This is a genomic window from Bradyrhizobium sp. AZCC 1721 (genome assembly GCF_036924715.1).
Classification (GTDB): Bacteria; Pseudomonadota; Alphaproteobacteria; order Rhizobiales; family Xanthobacteraceae; genus Bradyrhizobium.
Window position 1 is genome coordinate 4384314 of record NZ_JAZHSB010000001.1, and the last position, 22594, is coordinate 4406907.

Consider the following 22594-nt stretch of genomic DNA (forward strand, 5'->3'; position numbering starts at 1 on the left):
GCTTCCATCGCGGCTCTCTCTTGAGGTCTTCCGCCACGGCGAGTGCGGCCACATATCAGAGGCAGGCGGTGAACAGCGGAGGTCGCGGTGATGTCGCACAGGCTTCCCTTCGAGAACCGATGGACCAACAGCACGCACGCCTGGGAATGGAATTGCGCACTTGACCGACTGGGCGTGGCGAACGTGCGCGCCATGTTCGCGGATCACGAACTGCATCATCCGACCAGACTTAGCGTCACGATGAACATTCCCGCCGGATTCGTTCGCGACTGGCTGGCATTCCACGATCGCCGCGCGGCGCGTCAGCAACTGCTTTGGCGAGCCACCGTGATTGCGCTCGCACTTGTCGCAGCAACCGCGGCCGTGCTGGATGTGCTGATCGTGTGAAGCGGAGAGCCGCTCGGCGGACGAACCGCGATGCCGGCGTCGCGCTCGGGCGCATTCGAAGGTCTGTTCGGCGCCACGAGTCGCGCCTGCGCGTGGAAGCGGCTGTCCAACCGCCGTCAAATGCTCGCCTTCAGGAAATCAACGAAAGCCCGAACCCGCGGGATGGTTTGCCGCCCCGGCAGGATCAGGGCCGTGATCGGTTGCGGATCGGGATCATGGCAGTGCGACAGCACCGGAACCAGCCTGCCGTCCTTCACGGCCGCCTCCCCCAGAAAGTCGCCAAACCGCACGAGACCTGCGCCGGCGAGCGCAAGGTCGAGCAGGAAATCGGCGCTATCAGAGCGGATCGATCCTTTCACCGGCACGATGATCCGTTTGCCTTGCTCGAACATCGGCCATTGCGCGAGCCGCGAGAAGCCGCTGAGCTGCAGGCAATTGTGTCGGGCGAGATCGGCGGCTTGTTCGGGAATGCCATGGCGCTCCAGATATCGTGGGCTGCCGGCGATGACGCGCCTGACTTCGCCGAGGCGAACCGCGATCAGCTCGCTATCGCCAAGCGGCCCGACCCGGATCGTGACATCGACCTGGTCGGCGATCGGATCGATGCGGTGATCGCTCACCGAAAGATCGACTGCTATTTCTGGAAACCGGTCCATGAACGGCGGCAGCAGTCGCGCAAGCCGGTGCCTTGCGAACGCGGTGCCGCTGTTGATCCGCAGATGGCCGCGCGGACGTCCATGGACGGAGGCGACATCGGCTTCGGCGGCCTCGACCGCAGCCAGGATACTTCTCGCGTGAACCAGGAACGTTTCGCCCTCCTGCGTCAGCACCAGCCGCCGCGTCGTCCGATGCAGCAGTTTGGCCCCGATGCGGCGCTCCAGTCTCGTCACGATCCGGGAGACGCCCGAGGCGGTCAGTTCGATTTCGGCGCCCACGGCCGCAAAACTCCCCAGATCGACCGTTCGGACGAAAACCGCGAGGTCTGACATCGGGTGCATCAGCATATTCATGATTTTTCGGTATCAGTGTCTCGCAAAATCGAGAATTTATCTCTTTTCTTAGCACGAATAGGACGGAGCTCCCAACGATTTGGAGGTCTTCCCATGCCCCTCGCCCGCATCGCCGTTCCGGCCCATCTTGCACCGGCCAGAATTCGCGCCCTTGCCGACGCCGTGCACGAGGGTCTCGTCGAGACCTGCGGCGTGCCGCCCAAGGATCGGTTTCAGCTCGTTTCGACCTACGCGCGCGAAATGATGTTCATTGACCCGACATTCCCGGATGTCGCGCGCACATCGGATGCGTCGATCATCGAGATTTTGTTTCTCGCAGGGCGCACGGTCGATCAGAAGAAAAATCTGTTTCGGTGGATTGCGAATCGGGCCGTCGACGCCGGATTTTCAGCAGACGACATCATGATCGCGCTGACTGAAAATGCGCCGGTCGACTGGTCGCTTGGACGCGGACTTGCATTCGGCGACCACCACGCGCCGATGGCAACCAGCCCAGCGGCCGCCCGCTAACAGCAAGCCGTGCGGACGCGCTCGCGCCGTCCGCACGTCGATCTTCACGCCGCAGCCTTCCGCGGCGCGACTTCGAGCTGGCCGGCGATGTAGCGGCACTCCTGGGTGAGGCCACCGAAGCCGTAGGCATCGCCCTTCACTTCATCGACATGGGCGTAGCTCTCCTCGTGCAGCGGCCCGAGCAATTCGCCCATGCGCTGGAATAGCGCGGCGAGATAGGCTGCCTTCTCGTCCTTGGTGTTGGTGCCTTCGCTGATGTGGACGTCGAGCCAGAAACTAGCGAGGCTCTGCTCGGCGAGCGATTTGCCGCCGGCGAACCAGTCGGCGGCATCGACTGACTTCACGATGACGGCAGTAACCTTCGGATCCTTGCGCAGGATTCGCGCGGTGAGATCGCTGACAGCAGACGCAATCTCGGCCTGCAGCGACGGGGCCTTACGGACGCTGGAATAGGTGACGGTGATGAGCGGCATGGTCGTTCTCCTTGAGTTGGCGCGCTGGCATTGCGCTTCCCTCTAGCTAGACCCGCGGCCATCATTTTTGTATCTTATCTTTATTCATATCAATGATAAGTCATGTTGATGATGCCATGAGCACGCTGGATATCGATACGGTGCAGGCCTTCCTCCTGGTCGCCGAACTGCAAAGTTTCACGCGCGCCGCCGAAGCGCTTGGCACGACGCAGGCCGCCGTCAGCATGAAGCTGCAGCGGCTGGAGAGCGTCGTGGGCCGGCGGCTTGTCGAGCGCTCGCCGCGCACCGTCGCGCTGACCGCCGAGGGCGTTGCCTTCCTGCCCCACGCCCGTGCTTTGATCGAGGCGCATGACCGCGCGCTGTCGGGCGACAAGCCCACGCGTCCGCAATTGTCGCTCGGGATCTCCGATCACGCCGCGGGCCCCGAACTGGTGCCGTTGCTCGAACGGCTGCATGCGGTGTCGTCGCACTTGGCGCTTTCCGTGACCATCGGCTTCTCGCGCCAGATACTCGACGCCTATGATGCCGGCGAATTCGATGCCGTGGTGGTCCGCCAGGAAGGCAGCCGCCGCGGCGGCGAGAAGCTGACTGAAGACGGCTTCGGCTGGTTTGCCGCCAAAACTCTGGCCTGGCGCCGCGGCGAGACGCTGCCACTGGCGATGCTGGCGCCGCCCTGCGGCGTACGCGCGCTTGCCGTCCGTGCCCTCGACAAGGCCGGCATCGCCTGGAGCGAGAGCTTTGTCGGCGGCGGTGTCACTGCCGTGGCCGCCGCGGCATTGGCCGGCCTCACGGTAGCGCCACTGGCCCACCGGATCGCGCCACCGGGCCTGGTCGATATCGGGCCGGCCGAAGGACTGCCGCGGCTCGCTTCCTCGAAGGTGATGCTGCACTCGAAGGTCAGCGACCCAGCCAAGCTCGCGGCGCTGCGGACGCTGGCGGCGACATTCAGACGCGTGGCCGCAGCGCGGTAACCCACCATTTCGTTAAAAACCCAAACGGCCGTGGAACCAATCGGCAGGACATGCGTTTGCGCCAGTTAAATGGGCAGGTCGGATGTTCAAAAAGGATCAGCAGCAGCAAAGGGATCTATTCGAAAGCGAGCGCAATTTCCGACTCCTGGTTGAAGGCGTTTCCGACTACGCGCTCTACATGCTGGATCCGACCGGCGTGGTGACAAGCTGGAACATCGGCGGCCAGCGGATCAAGGGTTACGCCCCCGCCGAAATCATCGGACAGCATTTTTCCTGCTTTTATACCGACATCGACCGCGCGAATGGCAAGCCGCTTCGCGCCTTGCGCATTGCCCGGGAACAGGGCCGCTACGAGGAGGATGGCTGGCGCGTTCGCAAGGGCGGCACGTTCTTCTGGGCCAGCGTCGTCATCGACCCGATTTACGAGGACGGCAAGCTCGTCGGCTTCGCCAAGATCACCCGCGACATTACCGAACGCCGCGAAGCCCAGCTCAAACTCGAACGGATGCACCAGCAGCTCGCGGAATCGCAGAAGCTCGATGCGCTCGGCCAACTGACCGGCGGCGTGGCGCACGATTTCAATAATCTTCTCATGATCGTCAGCGGCAGCCTTCACACGTTGAAGAAAGCGGTGGGCAACGATCCCAGGTGCCTGCGGGCGCTGTCGGCGATCGAAGGAGCGACCAAACGCGGCGCCTCCCTCACCAGCCAGTTGCTGACATTCGCGCGGCGGCAGAGCGTCAATCCGCAGGCCGTCGACGTCGCCGAGCAGATCGATGCGATGCGCGAGGTGCTCGACAGCGGCGTCGGCAACGCGGTGAGCCTGCAGATCGCCGTCGACCCGGGCGTCTGGCCGGTGATGGTCGACGTCACCGAGTTCGAGACGGCGCTGGTCAACCTCGTCATCAACGCGCGCGACGCCATGACCGGCGGCGGCGTCATCACGATATCGGCGCACAACGACACGCCAGGTGAGGCCGAGACAGAACATGTCGCGATCTCGGTGGAAGATACCGGTACCGGCATCGCACCCGATGTGCTCGGCAAGGTCTTCGATCCCTTCTTCACCACCAAGCCGATCGGAAAGGGCACGGGTCTCGGACTATCGCAGGTTCACGGCTTCGCCCATCAGGCCGGCGGAACGGTCAAGGTGGCGAGCGAGCTCGGCAAGGGCACGAAGATCACAATCCTGCTGCCGCGAAAGGAGCCCGCTGATGCTGCCGGGGATGTCGACGCGGTTGAAACCGGCGGAAGCGGCACCGTGCTGCTGGTGGAGGACAATCCTGATGTCGCAGCCGTCAGCACTGGCCTGCTCGAACAGCTCGGCTACACCGTGCGCAGGGTAGCGAGCGCCGAGGCCGCGTTGCGCGAAATCGAACTCGACGGGATAGACCTCGTCTTCTCCGACATCGTGATGCCCGGCAAGATGGACGGCCTCGGCCTGGCGCACCATTTGAAGGCCGTCAGACCCGGGCTGCCGATCCTTCTAACCAGCGGCTATAGCGATTCCGCGCGGAATGTGCGCGGCGACTTTCCGATTCTGCGCAAGCCCTACGAAATCCACGAGCTCAGCCAGGCGATCGCGAAACTGCCGCGGTGATGGCTGGCTGGTGGATCACTGCCCTCCTCACAAGATCGCCTCGAAGGCGCTGCGCAGCGTTTCGTGCCGGAACACAAAACCGTTGCTGAGCGCCTTGTTCGGCAACACGCGCTGGCCGCCCAGCAGCAATTCATTGGCGAAATCGCCGCCGATACGACGCAACAGCCCGCCGGGGATGCGGAACACCGCAGGCCGGCGCAGGCGACGGCCAAGCTCTTCGGTGAATTTCAGATTGGTGACCGGGATCGGCGCCGTCGCGTTGACCGGTCCTGAGATCTCGGGGCGCGCGATCACATGGGCGATCAGGCGGATCAGGTCGTCGCGCTCGATCCACGACATCCACTGCCGGCCCGAACCGAGCGGCCCGCCGAGGCCGAACTCGAACGGCGTCAGCATTCGCGTGATGAAGCCGCCGTCGGTGCCGATCACGAGGCCGATCCGCAAGTAGACCACCCGCACGCCGTACTCTTCCGCCGGACGCGCTGCCTTTTCCCAGGCGTCGCAGAGTTCATGGCTGAAGCAGGCATGCGACTTGGCCGATTCCGTCAGCACTTGGTCCTGCCAGAGCCCGTACCAGCCGATCGCCGAGCCTGAGACCAGCACCGCCGGCTTGCGCTCGAGCCGCGCGATCAGACGGATGACATCGCCAGTCATGTTGATGCGGGAATCCAGGATTTTGCGGCGCTTGGCTTCGGTCCACAGCCCGTTGCCGATCGGCTCGCCCGCGAGATTGACGATCGCATCGATACGGGTGTCGGCCGGAAGCTGGTCGAGGCTCGTGATCAGCGTGACCGGCGGCGGCAGCATCTCGATCTTGGCGGGGTTGCGCACCAGCGCGATCACCTGATGCCCTGCCTCGCTCTGGCCTGCCACCAGGCGGCTGCCGATGAATCCGGTAGCGCCGGTGACCAGCACCGTCTGCCGGTCGGGCAGTTTTTCGACCAGGCTTGCCGCCGGCGCACTCGTCATTCGCGAAAGGCGCTTTGACGCGGTGAAATCGCGCAGCCCGCATAGGGCAGCGCCGACGGCCGCAGCCGCCGCGATCAGACTGAGCCATCCTGTGTAAGCCGATTTGACGCCGGTCGGCTGCCCCGCCCAACCGATGAGGACCGGCAGCAGCAGCACCAGAATGGCGCCGTAATTGATCGCGAGCAGCGTGTGATTGATGCGTTCGCTGGCCGGCAATTTCCGGCTCATGTCCTCCTCGACGAAATCCATCAGCGTGATGACGATTTCCGCAACGAGCACCACGATGATCAGCATGGCAAAGACGCCGTGCACTTCCAGCCAGCCCAGCACCAGGAACAAGAGGGCGTAGAGCATGTTGCGCAACGCATGAAGCTGCAGCTCATAGCGCTGCGATGGTCGCCATGCGAGCCGCTCGGTCAGCTCATGGTGGTAGAACGTGTCGAACACGCCCATCACGACCTGAACGGCGATCAGGATCCAAAGCAACGACGTCATGATGCGGCCTCCATGAACACGGCGGACTGACGAATGAGCCTGCCAAGGCGGGGGTGAACGATCTCGAGCGTGAAACGGAACGTGCCGCCGCCGAGGTCGGAATGGGTCACGGTGAGATCGCCGGGCGTAAGCCAGGGTGGAAGCAGCAACCGCAACGGCCCGATCTGCATGGAATAGCCGACGCTGCGAAACACCAGGGCTTCGTGCTCGACCGCTATGCGCAACGCCATGCTGACGCCGTAGCCGACATATTCTTCCAGCCCGGTCGGCCCGGCGAACCGTTTCGCCGAGTGAATGACCTGCGGAAAGCCGTTGCTGCGCGCGCAGATCCGGGTCCAGATCTGGCCGCCGCTCGCCGCATCTTCGGTCACCATCACGGCCATCGAGACGCCGGTCTCAGTGCATAGCGGAAACGGCCCGCCGATCACGCGCGCGAGCTGCGCCAGCCACCAGCCGGCGCGGCTAAAACTCGCCTCCTCCACCGTGCCGACATAGACGACAGTTTCGCCATCGGCGAAGCGCTTGGAAAATCGCCGCCAGATCGCCAACGGCAGTCGGCCCCACTCCTCGTCGGGCAACAGATCGTGGAAGCGGTGGTCGTCGAGCAGGATCGAGGCAGGGGTTGCGGGAAACCCGGGTACTCTCGTGGACACCATCACACGCTCCTGCTCTGCCCCTCTGCCCTATTTGGTTTTCCCCGCCGGCAAGAAGCTGACGATCTTCTCGCCAAGCTTGATCAGCGCGGCCAGCCTCGGCCGCGGCACGTTGAGCATCTGCGCGTACCAGCGGTCGACCAGTTCGGTGAAAGCCAGCATTTCCTTCAGCCGCTTGGCCGCGACTGGGCTGATGGTCGGATCGTCAGCGGCGTCGGAAACGCAGGCACGCAGCGCATCGATGGCCGGATCGATCTCGCGCTCCTTGCGGCGTGCGGCGATCCGCGCCGCCACTTCCCAGATGTCGGTTTCCGCCTCAAAATGATCGCGCCGGTCGCCGAGAATCGGCACCCGCCGGATCAAATTCCAGGCCAGCAGTTCTTTGATGGAATTGGACACGTTGGACCGCGCCATGCCGAGCGTCTCGGCGATATCCTCCGCGGTCATCGGCGCCTCGGCGAGATACAGCAGACCGTGGATCTGGCTGACCGAGCGGTTGACGCCCCACTCGTCCCCCATATCACCCCAGTGCAGGATGAACCGCTCGACCACGGCAGGAAGTTTCTTTTTGTCGGTCTTTTCTGTCATGACAGAAATATCTGACGTTACTGTGCGGCTGTCAAGGCCCCTTGCGGTTTGGAGGACCCTGATCCGCGCATCGAGCTTTCCAAGAGGGTCTTGGTTCCCGAAATGGAACTTGGGTTCGTAGTTCCGTGTTTTCCCGGTCAGCTCGTTAACCGCCCAGTACCGGTCGCGTCTTAGACTCCGCTGGCACGCTGCCAGCAACGAGGTCTGGCGCGGCATCAAGGCACGGAATGCCCCATCGAAATCCCCCAGACCCCGGCGGGCCGCTGCGGCGGGTGACATCGACGTCCCTGGTCATCGCCTTTGCGCTGGTCATGACCGCCTGCATCCTCGGCGTCATGGCCTGGAAGGTGCTCGACGCCAAGAAGGCGGCGCTGGCGAGCGGCCGCTCCGAGATCCAGAACCTCGCGCATTCGCTTTCCGAGCATGCCTCGCACACCATCCAGGCGGTCGATATCGCGATGGGCGGGATGGTCGACTTGCTGAAATACAGGGATCCCGATCCAGACCGGTTCAACAGATACCTCGCTGAAACGGCGAAAACGCTGCCCCAATTGCGGAGCATCGGCGTCACAGATGCCAAGGGCAACTGGACTTATTCGTCATTGGCGGAGACACCGCGCCAAACCGTCTCGGATCGCAGCTATTTCGCCTACCATCGTGACAAACCGGACAACACGCTTCGGATCAGCGAACTGATGCAATCCCGTGTGGACGAGCAACCCTCCATGATCGTTCTTTCGAAACGCATCACCAAGCTCGACGGCAGCTTTGGCGGGGTCGTCGCAGCAGCGATCGAAAAGGATTACCTCAATAGCTTTTACCGGACATTCCAGCTCGGCCCCGACGGCGGCATCAGCCTGATACGGAATGATGGTGCGCTCCTGATGCGCTGGCCGCAGTCGGACAAGAGCACGGATCTCTCCAAGACCGACCTATTCAGGAAGCATCTCAAGCAAAGTTCTGTCGGATACTACAAGATCATCTCGCCGTTCGACGGCATCGTGAAGCACCTTGGCTATGAGGAGACACCGCACTACCCGATGGTGGTCACCGTGGCCATATCGGAAGACTGGCTGCTTTCCGAATGGTGGAAGGGATTGCGGACCGACGCCATCGTCGCCGGCGTTCTGCTCTGCATGATCCTGATGCTGGCGGCGTTGGTTGCCCTGCAATTCCGCTTCCGCAGCAAGACGGAGCGCGCGCTGCGCGAGCGCGAGGCGCATTATCGCCTGCTGGCCAACAACATCGCCGATATCATCATCCTCATCGATGCCAACAGCCTGCTCCGCTATGTTTCCCGATCGGCCGAGCCGGTGCTGGGATTGCGTCCAAAAGATCTGGTCGGCAAGTCATGCTTCGACCTGGTCCATCCCGACGACAGGGACAGCGTCAAAGCGGCGACCATCCGGCTCGACGGCGCCGATAGCGTCAGTACGGTCGTGTTTCGGCACTATCGGGGCGACGGGACGCTGGCGTGGGTGGAAAGCAAGTTCAAGATGGCCTCCGCAACCAGCGACCCGGCGCGGACGGAATTCCTCTGCGTCATCCGCGATGTGACTGAACGGAAGCGGATGGAGGATGAGCTGACCCAGCTCAACCGCCGCCTCACCCAGCTCGCCGCGACTGACGGGCTGACCGGGCTCACCAACCGCCGCACCTTCGATGGCTTCCTGCGGCGCGAATACGGAGCCTGCGAAGAGATTTCGGTGCTGCTGTTGGATATCGACAATTTCAAGGGCTACAACGACACCTACGGGCACCAGGCCGGCGACCGTTGCCTGCAGGCGGTTGCAAAAGCCATCGGCAATGCGACCGACAACACGTCAGGCCTGTCCGCGCGCTATGGCGGCGAGGAATTCGCCGTCGTATTGCCGAACAGCTCGGGAGACGATGCCTTGAAGATTGCCGAATCCATCCGGCTGACGGTTCGGGCGCTCGGCATTCCGAACACGGCCTCGAGCCGAGGCCACATTACCATCAGTGCAGGCGTTGCCGCAAAAACCCGTTCGACGATCGACGAGGCCGCGCTGGTGGGAGAAGCCGACATCGCCCTCTACGAGGCAAAGCGCCTCGGCCGCAACCGCAGCATCGTGTATTCCTCAGTCGACTTGCAATATGTCGACAGCGCCTCCATCCAGCACGACGGCGAGTTCGCGCCGGGCGAACGGACGCATTAGCCAGGGCGCGGAGCTGTCATGTAGCTGTGCAAAAAGCAGCTCGCTCAATATCCGCCTGCTGGACGCGAAAAGCCAACACCGGCCCTACTCCACGATTTTCCAATAGGAGTCCTTGCGGATCACCTTCCCGTTGCGAAACGTGTAGAAGTCACAACCTCGGACCTCCTTTCTCGTGCCCTCGCGGGTGGTGCCTGTGAGTGTCCATTTTGAGATGCCGGTCTCGGCAGTCGAATCCACAAAATGCTCATCGTTGCCGTAGTGGACGTCAGGCAGACCTTCGAAGCGTGTTGCCAGCGCTTCCCGTACGTTCCGTTTGCCCTCGAAACGAGTCCCCCAAGGCTCGCTTCCCCGCGGCATCTCCAGGACGCAATCGTCAGAAAAGAACGCCATGATGCGATCAAGATCGTGCGCGTTGAAGGCATCACATAAACCCGTCAGCGTCGATCGAATGTCCATCGCCCGTCTCCGCCCAGTCGGATGGTTGATATTTGCTCTGTGCGTTCGATCTCCGAATAGGCCATTGGCGACTGGGTCGGTCAAGGTCGGAGGCCCCCCGCGAACGGGCCCTGGTTCAAACAGCCACCGACGTTATATCGTCGGGAGCACCGAGAACCGCTCCCCTGCCCGCCGCAGCTTCAGCATCTCGGGATTGCCGGCGTCGTCGTGTACCGCCTCGACCCGGGCCGATGACGGCCCTCGCCGGCAAGCCGAGATCATCGCGGTCACCGGCTCCGCGGGACCTGCGAACAACGCCTCGACACGGCCGTCCCTGCGGTTGCGCACCCAGCCTTCGAGATCGCGCGCCCGTGCCGTGTCGTCGACCCAAGCGCGATAGCCGACGCCCTGCACCCGGCCGCTTATCGTGACATGACGAATTGCATCGCTCATTTGTTCTTCAACCCGAGAAATGCGCCGGCGCGCGACTTTACTTCGGCATCGCGCATGGCCCGGCTGGTCAACTCGGCAGACGCAAGGCCGTTCAAATTTTTCGGCGAGGTTCCCTCACGCAACGCCTTCAGCGTCTGGTAGACGGCCTGCGTTGCGGCGGCGAATGGCGCGTGGCCCTGCAGCGCGATCCGCACGCGCTGACCGGCGAGATAATCCAGCGCCGTCATCTCCTCGGGCGCACCACCGAGCACGATCGGCAATCTCGTCGCGGCGGAAATCGCTTCCAGCTCGCCCCGGCTCTTGATGCCGGTGAAGAACAGCGCATCGACGCCGGTGGCCTCATACGCTTTCGCCCGCGCGATCGCGTCGTCGAGGCCGGTGACGGACACGGCGCCGGTGCGGCCGATGATGACCAGCGAGGAATCGCTGCGGCCGTCGAGCGCGGCCTTCATCTTGCCGACGCCCTCCTCCAGCGGAATCAATTGCGTTCCGGCCTGCCCGAACGCCTGCGGCAAGAGCGTATCCTCAATCGTGAGGCCAGCGGCGCCGGCAGCCTCGAGTTCATGCACGGTACGGCGAACATTGAGCGCATTGCCGTAGCCGTGGTCGGCGTCGACCAATACCGGCAGTGTCGAAGCACGCGACATCCGGCGCATCTGCTCGGCCAACTCCGTCAGTGTGATCAGCGCAATATCGGGATCGCCGAGAACGGCAAGCGAGGCCACCGACCCGCCGAACATGCCGAGCTCGAAGCCGAGGTCTTCGGCAATGCGGATCGAGGTCGCATCATAGACCGATCCCGGGCGGATGCAGGTGAAGCTGCCGAGGATGGAACGCAGAGCTTCGCGGCGTTTGCGGAAAGACATCAGGAGGCTCCTCATTCGTCATTGCGAGGAGCGCAGCGACGAAGCAATCCATACTTCCTTTGCCGCACGATGGATTGCTTCGCTGCGCTCGCAATGACGGGGGTTTCGTCTACGCAAACTCCAAAATTAACGCGTCCACCGCCAGTGTGGCGCCGGCCGCGGCATGGATCTTCTTCACGGTGCCGTCGCGTTCGGCGCGCAACACGTTCTGCATCTTCATCGCCTCGACCACGGCCAACGTCTCGCCGGACTTGACCTCCTGCCCTTCGGCGACCGCAATCGACACCACGAGCCCCGGCATCGGGCACAGCAGCTTCTTGCCGGTGTCGGCCGCCGAGTTCACCGGCATCAGTCGCGCGGCGGCAGCCTCGCTTTCGGTGAAGACGTTGACTGCAACTTCAAAGCCTTGGTGCGCGAGGCGGAAGCCGTTCGGGATTGCGCGTACCTGCATTGCGACCAAGTGGCCGTCGATGGTGCCGTGCCAGACCGGCTCGCCCGGCGTCCAGCTCGAGATCAGGTTGTGCGGATTGCCCGGCAGGCCATCGGCGCCGATGAAACGCACCGCGATGCCGTCGGCCTCGCGCGCCACGTCCAGCGCGATTTCGTCGCGGCCGAGCCACACCGCGCGGCGACGTTCACGCTGCACCAGGCGGCCGGTCAACTGACCGGAAATCTGGCGCTTGCGCTCGCCGAGCACGTGATCGATCGCGGCACCCACGGCGGCCAGCCGCCGCGCGATCTCGCCTTCCGGCGGATGCGCCGAAAACCCTTTTGGAAATTCCTCTGATATGAAGCCGGTGGAAAGCTTGCCTTCGCGCCAGCGCGGATGGTTCATCAGCGCCGACAGGAACGGAATGTTGTGACGGATGCCGTCGACGTAGAACGCGTCGAGCGCCGTGGCCTGTGCCTCGATCGCGGCGGCTCGTGACGGCGCGTGCGTCACGAGCTTGGCAATCATCGGATCGTAATGGATCGAGATCTCGCCGCCCTCCTGCACACCGGTGTCGTTGCGGATGGTAACGCCGTCCTGGCTCGCTTCCGCCGGCGGCCGGTATTTCACCAGCCGGCCGATCGACGGCAGGAAGTTGCGGAAGGGATCCTCGGCATAGACGCGCGATTCCACGGCCCAGCCGGTCAGCGTGACGTCCTTCTGAGTGATGGAAAGCTTCTCGCCGGCCGCGACCCTGATCATCTGCTCGACCAGGTCGATGCCCGTGACCAGTTCGGTGACGGGATGCTCGACCTGCAGACGGGTGTTCATCTCCAGGAAGTAAAAGCTCTTATCCTGGCCGGCGACGAATTCGACGGTGCCGGCCGAATCGTAATTCACCGCCTTCGCCAGTGCCACTGCCTGCTCACCCATCCTGCGGCGGGTGGTTTCGTCGAGCAGCGGCGACGGCGCTTCCTCGATGACCTTCTGGTTACGGCGCTGGATCGAGCATTCGCGCTCGCCAAGATGGATCACATTGCCATGCTTGTCGCCGAGCACCTGTATTTCGATGTGGCGGGGATCGACGATGAACTTTTCGATGAAGACGCGGTCGTCGCCGAACGAGGATTTCGCTTCCGCCTTGGCGAGATTGAAGCCCTCGACGACTTCCTTCTTCGAGTACGCGATCCGCATGCCCTTGCCGCCGCCGCCGGCGGAGGCCTTGATCATCACGGGGTAGCCGATCTCGTCGGCGATCTTCACCGCGTGCTTTTCGTCCTCGATCACACCGAGATGTCCCGGCACGGTCGAGACTTTTGCCTTCGCGGCGGCCTTCTTGGATTCGATCTTGTCGCCCATCGCGGCAATGGCGCCGGGATTGGGGCCGATGAAGACGATACCCGCCTTGGCGAGCTCGCGCGGAAACGCCTCGCGCTCGGAAAGAAAGCCATAACCGGGATGCACGGCCTCTGCGCCGGTCTTGCGGCAGGCATCGATAATCCGGTCGATCAACAGATAGCTCTCGGCGGCCGCCGGCGGGCCGATCAGCACGGCCTTATCCGCCATTTCGACGTGGAGCGCATCGCGGTCCGCTTCGGAATACACCGCGACCGTCTCGATCCCCATTCGGCGCGCAGTCTTGATGACCCGGCAGGCGATCTCGCCGCGATTTGCGATCAGAATTCTCTTGAACATGTTCTTCTTGCTTGAGCTTTGGGCGGGATCCTCCCCCGCAACGAGACATGCGGGACGCGGGTAACACACCCGTCGTACAGCAAAAATCGATGGAGGCAACGGTCTCGTACCGGCTTCGCGGCGCCGCCCGGCGCTAATTCAGCCGGAATAGGAGTTGAAGCGGCCCCGCGCATAGGCATGGGATACCGCTTTCATCAGCTCGCCGACCTCGGATTCCAGATAGTCGTTGGCCACGATCAACGCGCGGATCGTCGCCCTCATATCCCCACCACAGGCAGAAATCGCCTGATCTACAGCGGCTTCCAGCTCGTCGTTCTCTTCGGACTTCGGCTGTGAAGAGGACGACATGGCAATATTCCGTGTTGAGCGAGGGCCCCATGTTCTTATTTTGTTCTTGTTAAGTCAATGGTGCTCTCATCCCCTTTAGTAGGAGCTTCGATATCGAGAGGACGATCAAATGGATTTATCAGCGATCATCAGAAGAGCGATTGAAATTGGCGACCAATACGGGTTCATCACGTTTGACCAAATTGACGAGCTCGTGCCGTCATCTGCCGACAGGCTTGAGCCCGAAATCATCGAAGCTCTCTTCGAGGCCTTGAGCGTCCGAGGAATAAACGTCAGAGAGGCGTAAGGCCGCCGCGCTTGGTTCCTTGACGCCAGCATGTGCTAGAACGCATCGGTGCGAAATCTATTTAAAGTGAAACAGATGCGGTCACGAATTTTTCTGGTTGCGGCGTTGCTGTCGATCGCCCTTCCGGCCAGCCAGAGTTTGGCCGCAACGGCCACCATTCGAGATGGCAGCTCGCTTCAGCTCGGCAACATTACCTACCGGCTCGACGGCATCGATGCGCCCACCGTTGATCAACTCTGCATCGATCAGAATGCCGATAGCTGGACCTGCGGGATTGAGGCGCGCGATCAACTGACCAAGTTGATCGGCGGCAAACAGGTTCGCTGCGACGATCTGGGTCCCGATCCTACTTACAAGAAACGGCGCATCGGCGTGTGCAAGATCGAGGGCGACAGGACCAGTTTGAGCCAACTCCTTGTCCGCAACGGCTTTGCACTGAATGTCGAAGTCTCCGCCAGCGGTCGCTTCCAGGTGGACGAGGCCCGCGCCAAGGACGACCGCCAGGGACTCTGGAAAGGCTGCTTCGTCGCGCCGCGCGAGTTCCGCGCCGGGAAGAAAGACGCTCCCTTGCTCGGCGCCGCGTGCCGCGTCGATCGCGACCGCGAAATCCGCGAGGCGCTGTTCCCCGAGGATCTCGTGATGCCGGCGAATTGCAACATCAAGGGGAGGTACGCGGTGCGCGCGCGCGTCACCGGGAACCTTGGCATCTACCACCTGCAGGCATGCCGCTCCTATCCGGGACTGACCAAGCCGGATCGCTGGTTCTGTTCCGAGGAAGATGCGCAGGCCGCCGGGTTCCGCAGGGCCTATAACTGCCGGTCAACCACCAAGAGCAAATGAGGCTGGCTAACGCGCCGGCTCTTGTGTGAAAGTGCCGCCAGAGGTTGCCGGCACGCATGACACCTTCCGACACCACGAACCTCCTGCCTGAAGCGGCCGCCGCCGAGCGCTTGCGGCAATATCTGCAGGAAATCGCAAGCGAGCGCGACAGAGCCCATCGTGCTTTGCAGGAGCGCGAAGCGGAGCTGGCGCGGATCCAGCGCATCGCCGGCGTCGGTGGTCTCGAAATCGATTTCCGTGACGGCGTCAAGAACCGCCGCTCCCCCGAATATCTTCTCGTTCACGGGCTGCCGCCCGAGGCGGCCAACGAGACCTATGAGGAATGGGTCAGTCGAATCCATCCCGAGGATCGCGAGCGAACGGTCCAGCACCTGTTCGGCGTATTGAAGAGCCAGAGCGAGGACTATTCGGCCGAATACCGCATCGTGCGGCCGAACGACGGCGCGGTCCGCTGGATCCGCGTCGTCGGCAAGATAGAGCGCGAGGCCGACGGCCGCGCGCTGCGCCTCGTCGGCGCCGATTGCGACGTCACCGATCAGATGCTGGCGCAGGCAACCTTGCGCGAAAGCGAGGAGCGCTTCCGCCTGATCGCCAACAGCGCGCCGGTCCCGATCTGGGTCACCAAGCTCGACCGCACGCGTTCCTTCGCCAACCAGGCCTATGTCGATTTCCTTGGACTGCCGTTCGAGGAAGCCATCGTGTTCGACTGGCGCAAAAGGCTGCATCCGGACGACGCGGCGCGCGTCGTCCAGGAATCCGTCGCAGGCGAAGCATCGCTCAAGCCGTTCGTGCTGGAGGCCCGCTATCAGCGCGCCGACGGCGAATGGCGGTGGCTGCGCTCGGAATCCCAGCCGCGCTGGGATCCGACCGGCAAGCACATCGGCTTCATCGGCGTTGCCCACGACGTCACCTCGGCCAAGCAGGCCGAGCACGATCTGCGCCGGCTGAACGAAATTCTCGAGATGCGGATCACCGAGCGGACGGCGCAGCTCGAATCCAGCGAAGCCCAGATGCGGGCAATCTTCGAGACCAGCCATCAATATCAGGCGTTGCTCAACCAGCACGGCGAGGTGCTCTATGCCAACAGGACGGCGTTGGCCGGCATCCACGCCGACGCCGGCGCGGTGGTCGGCCAGCCGTTCTGGGAAACGCCATGGTTTGCCACGACCCCCGGCATGCGCGACGCCGTCCGCGACGCCTTCATCACGGTCATGCAGGGCGAAGAGGTCAAGATTGAAATGCTGCTGCACCTGCCGATCGGCGACCGCTATTTCGATTTCGCGATGCGCCCGCTGCACGACCGGCGCGGCACCGTCATCGGGGCAGTGCCGGAGGCCATCGACGTCACCGAGCGCCGCCAGGGCGAGGAAGCGCTTCGCCAGTCGCAGAAGATGGAAGCGGTCGGACAGTTGACCGGCGGCGTGGCGCACGATTTCAACAACCTGTTGACCATCATCCGCTCCGCAACCGATTTCCTGCGCCGCCGCGAGTTGCCGGAAGAGCGGCGCCGGCGCTATATCGACGCGATCGCCGAGACCGTGGAGCGCGCCTCCAAACTGACCGGACAATTGCTGGCGTTCGCCCGCAGGCAGCCGCTCAAGCCGCAGGTGTTCAACGTCGGCACCCAGGTCGAATCAGTCGCGCAATTGATCCGTCCCCTCGTCGGTGCCCGGATCAGGATCGACGTCGAAATCGCCGATCTCAATTGCTTCGCAATCGCCGACGTTGCGCAATTCGAAACCGCGCTGATGAATCTCGCCGTCAACAGCCGCGATGCCATGGACAGCGAGGGCCGGCTGACCATTCAGGTCCGCAAGGTGGATGCGATTCCGCCGCTGCGTACCCAGCCCGCCCGCCGCGGCGACTTCGTCGCCATCACCGTGACCGACACCGGCTGCGGCATTGCCCCTGCCCTGCTCGAGACGATCTTCGAGCCGTTCTTCACCACCAAGGAAGTCGGCAAGGGCACCGGCCTCGGGCTGAGCCAAGCGTTCGGTTTTGCCAAGCAATCCGACGGCGATATCGCAGTTGCAAGTGAGCCCGGCCAGGGTGCGACGTTCACGATCTACCTGCCGCAGGCCGCGGTGCCGGCCGATACGAGTGAAGCCGCCGCGACCGCCAGCGAGCCTGCTGCCCGCGGCCGCGGCTACCGCGTCCTCGTCGTCGAGGACAATGACGACGTCGGCCAGTTCTCCACCGAACTGTTGGAAGATCTCGGCTACACCGTGCGCCGCGTCGCCAGCGCGGACGCCGCGCTCGCAATCCTGGCCGAGGACGAGTTTTCCGCCGACCTGGTGTTTTCCGACGTCATCATGCCCGGGATGAACGGCGTCGAGCTCGCCGGCATCGTGCGCGAACGCTATCCCGGCCTGCCCGTGGTGCTGACCAGCGGCTACAGCAACGTGCTGGCGGAGAGCGCCCACCGCGGCTTCGAGCTGATCCAGAAACCCTATTCGGTGGAACTGCTGTCGCGAATTCTCAGGAAGGCGATTTCCGAGGCGCGCCGCTAGGGAAGCTCACGCCGCGGCGTCGACGCCGGCCTCCCCCGATGCCAGGAGCGCGCGGATTTCCTGCGCAGGGCGCGCGGCGCTGAACACATAGCCCTGCATCTGCGTGCATCCGAGACTCTGCACGGTCTCGCGCTGCTGCAACGTCTCGACGCCTTCGGCAGTCGTGATCATATTGCGGTCGGCGGCGATGCTGACCACCGCGCGGATGATCGAGGCCGACGAGGAATTGCGCGTCACTTCCTTGACGAAGGAGCGGTCGATCTTGATCTTGTCGAACGGGAAGCGCTGCAGATATTGCAGCGAAGAATAGCCGGTGCCGAAATCGTCGAGTGCGATGTGAATGCCGAGCGCGCGGAGCTGGTTCAGCGCCGCGAGCGCGGCGTCGTCGTCCGCCATCAGGACGGCTTCCGTGATCTCCAGCTCCAGCCGGCGCGGATCGAGTCCGGTCTCGGCAAGGACAGCCGCGACTTTCACCGACAGCGTTTCCGACCGGAACTGGATCGGCGAAACGTTGACGGCGATTCGGACATGGGCTGGCCAGGCGGCGGCTTCGGCACAGGCGGTGCGCAACACCCACTGCCCGATCTCCTCGATCAGGCCGGTCTCCTCGGCGACCGGCACGAAATCGGCGGGCGAGATCATGCCGCGCACCGGATGCCGCCAGCGCAATAGCGCCTCGCAGCCGGTGACGCAATCGCCGCGCAGATCGACCTGCGGCTGATAGTGCAGTTCGAACCCGCCCTGCACCAGCGCCTCGCGCAAGTCTGCCTCCAGTTCGCGGCGATGATTGGCCTGCTGCTCCATCTCCGGATCGAAGAAGCGATAGGTCCTGCGGCCGGCGGCCTTCGCCGCATACATCGCGAGATCGGCGTTCTTCAGGAGATCGAAAAGGTCCGAGCCGTCGCGCGGGGCAATCGCGATGCCGATGCTCGCATCGCTGGAAAGCTGATGGCCATGGCAGTCGAACGGGGTACGCAGCGCCTGATAGATCCGTACGCGACCAGCGCGTGAACGTCCTCGGCGCTCTCGATGCCGTGCTGAAGGATAGCGAATTCGTCCCCGCCCAGGCGGGCGATGAAATCCTCAGCGCCGACCGACTGGCGCAACCGCTCCGCCACGCCCTTCAGGAACTCGTCCCCGATCAGATGTCCCAGCGTGTCGTTGATGCGTTTGAACTCGTCGATGTCGATATAGAGGATCGCGAATTCCTGGCCCTCGGTTTCCAGCAGCAGTCCCTCCGCATGGCGCTGGAACAGGGTGCGGTTCGGCAGATTGGTCAGCGCGTCGTAATGGGCGAGATGTTCGATTCTGGCCTGGTCGCGCCGCCCTTCGGTGACGTCTTCCAGCGTCGCGGCCCAGCCGCCGTCCGCCGAGCGCTTGAAGATCAGCCGGATCGTCCGCCCATCCGGCGTCGAGGTCACGGTGTCCTGAACGAGACTGCCGTTGGGATCGAGGAAGCGGTCGCAATAGGCGTCGACGTCGCCGAGAAAGGAGCCGCGTTCCTGACGGTGCCGGATCAGGTCGCGCAGATGACAGCCGGGTTTGACGACTTCCGGCGAGAGCCCGAACATATCGATATAGCGCCGGTTGCAGATCACGAGACGGCCCGAGGAATCGAACAGCAACAGCCCTTGCGTCATGTTGTTGATGGCGGTGTCGAGATGCTGGCTCTTCTCCGAAAGCTTGCGCTGCGCGGCGGCATGCTGGCGGCGGAGCTGACGCACGATCAGGAAGACCATGCCGATCACGACGATGACCGCCAGCGCCGCCGCGAAAAATTGCAGCCTGGTCTGCGCCCGCCAGTCGGCCAACGCCGCCTCCGTTCGGGTGGTCGCCACGATCAGGATCGGGAAGTGCATGAGCGACTTGACCGCGCCGACCTTGTCTTCCGCCAGCCTCGCGCTGGTGAAGCGCCCGGATATGTTGCCATCCACGGCCAGCGCGCGTTGAAAGGCTTCGCTTCCGGCGACATTGAAGCCGATCACGCTGTCGTCCTTCGGATAGCGGGCAATGATGGTGCCGTTGCGGTGAATCATCGAGATCGCGGTATCGCTGTTGAGCTCCAGCGATCCGACAAAGGCCTCGAAATGCGACGGTTCGACGCCGCGGCTGGCAAATCCGATGATCTCGCCGTTGCGGCCGACAATCTTGCGCGCAAATAGCGTGGTCCAGTTCCTCGTCACCTTGCTGACGACCGGCTCGACGATCACATCGGTGGTCGGTTTTCCCGACGTGAACTCCTTGAAGTACTGACGGTCCGCGATGCTGAGATCGGGGACCGGCCACATCTCGGAGGAATTGATCAGCCATCCCTTGACGTTCCACAGGTTCAGCGCGCCGACATGGGGCAGCGCCGAAAGCTTGCCGCGCAGCATCTCGTGCGCGCTCAAGGTCGACATCCTCTGTTCGAATTCTTCCGACGTATCGACCCCGTCGGCCCGCATGCCGGATACGACGTCCTCATGCACATGCTGGAGATCGTTCAGTTGCTGGTCGAAATGCCGTGACAGCAAGAGCGCGCTGTTGTTGAGTTCGCGCTCGGCGACTTCCAGCGCCCGCTCGCGGTATTGCATGGCGAAATAGCCGGTGCCGAGCATGATCGCGATCACGATCCCCGCAGCACTCAGGATCAGCCACTGGATCGCGCCCAGCCTGATCCGCCACGGCATGCCGCGACCGAACAGCGGCTGGCTCTCCGCGATGACGTCGTCCGATGGATTATTCAGCATTTTCGCTGCCCCCACAGGCGCTCGTTGTAGGGACCACAAGCCAAGGGGGCGTTAGCAAAATGAGTTATCGGGAGGTTAAAGCGGCCGCGGAATCAGGCGGATTCCGCCATCTCGTCTTCCTTGAGACTGCACTCGATCAGCGCCCCGTCGATCGTGAATTTCGAAAACAGCGAGCCCGGCGTCGACGCCAGCAGCGCCGCAAAGAACTGCGAGTCTCCGGGACTGCGCAGGAAAAACCGGATGTGGCTCGCCGACATCGTATCCCTCGACAGCCATACGATGCCCGAGAACAGCGCCACCATCGTCTGGGCGTACTGACCGGCATCGGCGATGCCGAGTTCGTAAACCGGCGACACCACGATAAAGCGCGCGCGGAGGATGGGATCCGGAAATTTGCTCATCATCAGGCGGCTGACCTGGCAGGCCGCATGGATGCGCTCGCCATCGGACAAGCAGTACAGGCTGGGGTGATCGCCTTCCTTGGTCAACCCGTCATAGGCCGCATAGCTTCCCGTCGAAAAGGTCGAAAAGTCCTCGCCGACGCTTTCGGCGTCCTTCTTCCACTGGCCCTTGATCGACCGCCAGGACCTGTCCGGCTCTTTCATCGGCAGAAGGCGCATGACTAACCGGAGGTTAATGCACAAGTTGATGCCGGCATTTTACGGGCAGCGGCTAAACGTTTGCTTACGGTGGCGCCCCGCGCGCAAATAATTTGTGCGACCCGCGAAACGACTACCTCGGCGATCGTTTTGCTGCCGTGTTTCCCTACGGTATCGAACTCCGGCGGGAGCCATGAGGCTCTGGTCCGGAAGTCGAAACAGATTGCCAAGGTGCTCACCTGGACGCCGACGACCCCGTCTGCAGCCTACACCCTTCGAGACGCCCGCTCTGCGGGGCCTCAGGATGACGGTTTGAGCAGCTATGACGCGGTAGAACGAGTGGCCCTATGCCGCGGCCTCGTAATTGACCTCGGTCTCCGCGATCTTGGTCAGGGTTTCGTCTGTCTTTTTCTCTTCGGCGAGCGTCTGATCGATCAGCTTCACGGCTTGCGGATTGTTGAGCTTTTGTGCCCAGGCTTTCAGGGTGCCGTAACGAGAAATCTCGTAATGCTCGACCGATTGGGCGGCGGCCAACAGACCGGCATCGAGCGCGGGCGTGTCGGCATACTGCTCCATGATGTCTTTGCCTTCGTCGATGATGCCCTCGATCGCTTCGCACTTCTTGCCGCGCGCCGGCTTGCCGAGAAGCTCGAATATCTCTTCCAGCCTTTCGACATGCGCTTCGGTCTCTTCGTGGTGCTTTTCGAAGGCGGCCCGCAGATTGTCCGAGGTGGCAGCCTTCGCCATTTTCGGCAGCGCCCTCAGGATCTGCTTCTCGGCGTAGTATATGTCCTTCAGCGTATCCAGGAACAATTCATTTAGGTCCTTGTCAGGCATGGCTTCCTCCATTGATGGGTGCGCCAACAACATGAGACCGAATGAAATGGTTCCTAAAGCGCTCGTCGGATGCGCTACCCGTCCCCCGCCGCAAGATCGATGAGGGCAATTCCGAGGTCGGGCTTCTTCTTGCGTCGAAGCGCTGCCGGCGCTTCGGTCAAGATCACTTCGAGCGTCGGCCTGACGGTTGCTGCCAGCAGATGGCCGCCGCGCGTCGAGCCATCGGCAAGGCCGAGTACGACGTGAACGTGCAGGCTGGGCTTGCCGTCGTCGCCGGCGGCAACATCGCCGATCGCGCTGAGGACTTCGCACTGTTCGTCGACCGCGATCTTCCGGTAGTTCTTTGCGGCGACGTCGAACCAGCCGACCGTCGCCCGTTCGAAGGCGCCGATCGCGGTCAGCGAGGCCGCGAAGACCCCGGATTCGGCTGCGAACCGGGTGAGCGCGGCAAACGCCTCCTCGCCGGTGTCCAGAATGACGACGTGAACCTGCGCCTTGTCGTCGGCGCCGATACGCTTGCTCTTCATGGCGACCTCGCAAATGGCGGTCAGGCTGCGCTGCCGGCTTTTTTCAGCCGATCACGCGGCACTTCTAGTTCCGACTGTTCAAAGCCGTGCGTTACCAGAATTGCGATTTTCTTTCCGTCGAGATCCATCGGGTGCTCCCTGGGAGTGAGCCGTCCCGGTCAATCGGCACTACAGGGCATCGTTCCCGTCGATCCGAATCCGGCGCC

General features: G+C 63.1%; 21 protein-coding genes and 2 pseudogenes. 8 read left to right on the forward strand and 15 right to left on the reverse strand.

Features of this window, described 5'->3' with window-relative positions:
* The first annotated feature begins 90 nt into the window (after positions 1-90).
* Positions 91-387 carry a hypothetical protein gene (locus V1273_RS21110; RefSeq protein ID WP_334363235.1) on the forward strand — a complete coding sequence of 99 codons (297 nt, stop codon included), beginning with the start codon at positions 91-93 and terminating at the stop codon, positions 385-387.
* Between the two features lie 116 nt (positions 388-503).
* Here V1273_RS21110 and V1273_RS21115 read toward each other — a convergent pair whose 3' ends face one another.
* A complete protein-coding gene (locus tag V1273_RS21115) occupies positions 504-1397 on the reverse strand; it encodes a LysR family transcriptional regulator (RefSeq protein ID WP_334410750.1) in 894 nt (297 codons plus the stop codon).
* Positions 1398-1490: 93 nt separating this feature from the next.
* Here V1273_RS21115 and V1273_RS21120 point away from each other — a divergent pair, with 93 nt between their 5' ends.
* Positions 1491-1907 (forward strand): tautomerase family protein, encoded by a 417-nt coding sequence (locus V1273_RS21120; RefSeq protein ID WP_334381915.1) that lies wholly within the window; start codon positions 1491-1493, stop codon positions 1905-1907.
* A gap of 44 nt (positions 1908-1951) precedes the next feature.
* Here V1273_RS21120 and V1273_RS21125 read toward each other — a convergent pair whose 3' ends face one another.
* The gene (locus V1273_RS21125) at positions 1952-2380 is read right to left on the reverse strand and encodes a tautomerase family protein (protein WP_334410751.1); all 429 of its coding nucleotides are present in this window, start codon (positions 2378-2380) and stop codon (positions 1952-1954) included.
* Between the two features lie 116 nt (positions 2381-2496).
* Here V1273_RS21125 and V1273_RS21130 point away from each other — a divergent pair, with 116 nt between their 5' ends.
* Positions 2497-3351, forward strand: coding sequence for a LysR family transcriptional regulator (locus V1273_RS21130; protein ID WP_334410752.1), 855 nt, complete (start codon positions 2497-2499; stop codon positions 3349-3351).
* 82 nt (positions 3352-3433) lie between these two features.
* A complete protein-coding gene (locus tag V1273_RS21135; RefSeq protein ID WP_334410753.1) occupies positions 3434-4951 on the forward strand; it encodes an ATP-binding protein in 1518 nt (505 codons plus the stop codon).
* Between the two features lie 27 nt (positions 4952-4978).
* On the opposite strand, the gene V1273_RS21140 is transcribed toward V1273_RS21135, so the two are convergent.
* From V1273_RS21140 to V1273_RS21150, 3 genes are read right to left on the reverse strand one after another with little or no spacing between them, the layout of a single operon-like run.
* Positions 4979-6415, reverse strand: coding sequence for a TIGR01777 family oxidoreductase (locus tag V1273_RS21140; protein ID WP_334410754.1), 1437 nt, complete (start codon positions 6413-6415; stop codon positions 4979-4981).
* Complete coding sequence (locus tag V1273_RS21145) at positions 6412-7071, reverse strand: DUF4166 domain-containing protein (RefSeq protein ID WP_334410755.1); 660 nt, start codon at positions 7069-7071, stop codon at positions 6412-6414. The genes V1273_RS21140 and V1273_RS21145 overlap by 4 nt, the downstream gene beginning before the upstream one ends.
* A 27-nt stretch (positions 7072-7098) precedes the next feature.
* Entirely contained in the window at positions 7099-7656 is a 558-nt protein-coding gene (locus V1273_RS21150) for a GbsR/MarR family transcriptional regulator (RefSeq protein ID WP_334368934.1), read from the reverse strand.
* 272 nt (positions 7657-7928) lie between these two features.
* Here V1273_RS21150 and V1273_RS21155 point away from each other — a divergent pair, with 272 nt between their 5' ends.
* Entirely contained in the window at positions 7929-9833 is a 1905-nt protein-coding gene (locus V1273_RS21155; protein WP_334410756.1) for a diguanylate cyclase, read from the forward strand.
* Between the two features lie 84 nt (positions 9834-9917).
* Here the strand turns inward: V1273_RS21155 and V1273_RS21160 are convergent, their stop codons facing one another.
* From V1273_RS21160 to V1273_RS21180, 5 genes are all read right to left on the reverse strand, one after another.
* Positions 9918-10289 (reverse strand): nuclear transport factor 2 family protein, encoded by a 372-nt coding sequence (locus V1273_RS21160; RefSeq protein ID WP_334410757.1) that lies wholly within the window; start codon positions 10287-10289, stop codon positions 9918-9920.
* 132 nt (positions 10290-10421) lie between these two features.
* Positions 10422-10721, reverse strand: a complete 300-nt coding sequence (locus tag V1273_RS21165; RefSeq protein ID WP_334363244.1) for an acylphosphatase — start codon at positions 10719-10721, stop codon at positions 10422-10424.
* Complete coding sequence (locus V1273_RS21170; RefSeq protein WP_334410758.1) at positions 10718-11587, reverse strand: isocitrate lyase/PEP mutase family protein; 870 nt, start codon at positions 11585-11587, stop codon at positions 10718-10720. Before V1273_RS21170 ends, V1273_RS21165 begins: the two co-directional genes overlap by 4 nt.
* Before the next feature lie 109 nt (positions 11588-11696).
* Positions 11697-13712 carry an acetyl/propionyl/methylcrotonyl-CoA carboxylase subunit alpha gene (locus V1273_RS21175; protein ID WP_334410760.1) on the reverse strand — a complete coding sequence of 672 codons (2016 nt, stop codon included), beginning with the start codon at positions 13710-13712 and terminating at the stop codon, positions 11697-11699.
* Between the two features lie 138 nt (positions 13713-13850).
* The gene (locus V1273_RS21180; protein WP_334363247.1) at positions 13851-14060 is read right to left on the reverse strand and encodes a hypothetical protein; all 210 of its coding nucleotides are present in this window, start codon (positions 14058-14060) and stop codon (positions 13851-13853) included.
* A gap of 109 nt (positions 14061-14169) precedes the next feature.
* On the opposite strand from V1273_RS21180, the gene V1273_RS21185 reads away from it, so the two are divergent.
* The 3 genes from V1273_RS21185 (at position 14170) to V1273_RS21195 (ending at position 17696) form a co-directional block, all read left to right on the forward strand.
* The gene (locus V1273_RS21185; RefSeq protein ID WP_334363249.1) at positions 14170-14346 is read left to right on the forward strand and encodes an RNA polymerase sigma factor region1.1 domain-containing protein; all 177 of its coding nucleotides are present in this window, start codon (positions 14170-14172) and stop codon (positions 14344-14346) included.
* 75 nt (positions 14347-14421) lie between these two features.
* Complete coding sequence (locus tag V1273_RS21190) at positions 14422-15186, forward strand: thermonuclease family protein (protein ID WP_334410762.1); 765 nt, start codon at positions 14422-14424, stop codon at positions 15184-15186.
* Positions 15187-15242: 56 nt separating this feature from the next.
* Positions 15243-17696 (forward strand): PAS domain S-box protein, encoded by a 2454-nt coding sequence (locus tag V1273_RS21195; RefSeq protein WP_442894100.1) that lies wholly within the window; start codon positions 15243-15245, stop codon positions 17694-17696.
* Between the two features lie 6 nt (positions 17697-17702).
* On the opposite strand, the pseudogene V1273_RS34085 reads toward V1273_RS21195, so the two are convergent.
* From V1273_RS34085 to V1273_RS21225, 5 genes and pseudogenes are all read right to left on the reverse strand, one after another.
* Positions 17703-20365: pseudogene (locus tag V1273_RS34085) on the reverse strand (bifunctional diguanylate cyclase/phosphodiesterase).
* A 152-nt stretch (positions 20366-20517) separates the two neighbouring features.
* Positions 20518-21045, reverse strand: a complete 528-nt coding sequence (locus V1273_RS21210) for a hypothetical protein (RefSeq protein ID WP_334363254.1) — start codon at positions 21043-21045, stop codon at positions 20518-20520.
* 324 nt (positions 21046-21369) lie between these two features.
* Complete coding sequence (locus tag V1273_RS21215; RefSeq protein ID WP_334363256.1) at positions 21370-21861, reverse strand: YciE/YciF ferroxidase family protein; 492 nt, start codon at positions 21859-21861, stop codon at positions 21370-21372.
* 74 nt (positions 21862-21935) lie between these two features.
* Entirely contained in the window at positions 21936-22388 is a 453-nt protein-coding gene (locus tag V1273_RS21220) for a PPC domain-containing DNA-binding protein (RefSeq protein WP_334410766.1), read from the reverse strand.
* 29 nt (positions 22389-22417) lie between these two features.
* Positions 22418-22516, reverse strand: a pseudogene (locus V1273_RS21225) (protease); the annotation flags it as partial.
* Positions 22517-22594 lie beyond the last annotated feature (78 nt).

What these genes read in the sequence shown, in the direction of transcription:
- V1273_RS21120 (WP_334381915.1), top strand. Translation starts at nt 1,491, where the DNA reads ATGCCCCTCGCCCGCATCGCCGTTCCGGCCCATCTTGCACCGGCCAGA.
- V1273_RS21165 (WP_334363244.1), bottom strand. Translation starts at nt 10,721, where the DNA reads ATGAGCGATGCAATTCGTCATGTCACGATAAGCGGCCGGGTGCAGGGC.
- V1273_RS21110 (WP_334363235.1), top strand. Translation starts at nt 91, where the DNA reads ATGTCGCACAGGCTTCCCTTCGAGAACCGATGGACCAACAGCACGCAC.
- V1273_RS21215 (WP_334363256.1), bottom strand. Translation starts at nt 21,861, where the DNA reads ATGCCTGACAAGGACCTAAATGAATTGTTCCTGGATACGCTGAAGGAC.
- V1273_RS21175 (WP_334410760.1), bottom strand. Translation starts at nt 13,712, where the DNA reads ATGTTCAAGAGAATTCTGATCGCAAATCGCGGCGAGATCGCCTGCCGG.
- V1273_RS21170 (WP_334410758.1), bottom strand. Translation starts at nt 11,587, where the DNA reads ATGTCTTTCCGCAAACGCCGCGAAGCTCTGCGTTCCATCCTCGGCAGC.
- V1273_RS21220 (WP_334410766.1), bottom strand. Translation starts at nt 22,388, where the DNA reads ATGAAGAGCAAGCGTATCGGCGCCGACGACAAGGCGCAGGTTCACGTC.
- V1273_RS21115 (WP_334410750.1), bottom strand. Translation starts at nt 1,397, where the DNA reads ATGAATATGCTGATGCACCCGATGTCAGACCTCGCGGTTTTCGTCCGA.
- V1273_RS21150 (WP_334368934.1), bottom strand. Translation starts at nt 7,656, where the DNA reads ATGACAGAAAAGACCGACAAAAAGAAACTTCCTGCCGTGGTCGAGCGG.
- V1273_RS21130 (WP_334410752.1), top strand. Translation starts at nt 2,497, where the DNA reads ATGAGCACGCTGGATATCGATACGGTGCAGGCCTTCCTCCTGGTCGCC.
- V1273_RS21125 (WP_334410751.1), bottom strand. Translation starts at nt 2,380, where the DNA reads ATGCCGCTCATCACCGTCACCTATTCCAGCGTCCGTAAGGCCCCGTCG.
- V1273_RS21140 (WP_334410754.1), bottom strand. Translation starts at nt 6,415, where the DNA reads ATGACGTCGTTGCTTTGGATCCTGATCGCCGTTCAGGTCGTGATGGGC.
- V1273_RS21180 (WP_334363247.1), bottom strand. Translation starts at nt 14,060, where the DNA reads ATGTCGTCCTCTTCACAGCCGAAGTCCGAAGAGAACGACGAGCTGGAA.
- V1273_RS21185 (WP_334363249.1), top strand. Translation starts at nt 14,170, where the DNA reads ATGGATTTATCAGCGATCATCAGAAGAGCGATTGAAATTGGCGACCAA.
- V1273_RS21135 (WP_334410753.1), top strand. Translation starts at nt 3,434, where the DNA reads ATGTTCAAAAAGGATCAGCAGCAGCAAAGGGATCTATTCGAAAGCGAG.
- V1273_RS21210 (WP_334363254.1), bottom strand. Translation starts at nt 21,045, where the DNA reads ATGCGCCTTCTGCCGATGAAAGAGCCGGACAGGTCCTGGCGGTCGATC.
- V1273_RS21145 (WP_334410755.1), bottom strand. Translation starts at nt 7,071, where the DNA reads ATGGTGTCCACGAGAGTACCCGGGTTTCCCGCAACCCCTGCCTCGATC.
- V1273_RS21160 (WP_334410757.1), bottom strand. Translation starts at nt 10,289, where the DNA reads ATGGACATTCGATCGACGCTGACGGGTTTATGTGATGCCTTCAACGCG.
- V1273_RS21195 (WP_442894100.1), top strand. Translation starts at nt 15,243, where the DNA reads ATGACACCTTCCGACACCACGAACCTCCTGCCTGAAGCGGCCGCCGCC.
- V1273_RS21190 (WP_334410762.1), top strand. Translation starts at nt 14,422, where the DNA reads ATGCGGTCACGAATTTTTCTGGTTGCGGCGTTGCTGTCGATCGCCCTT.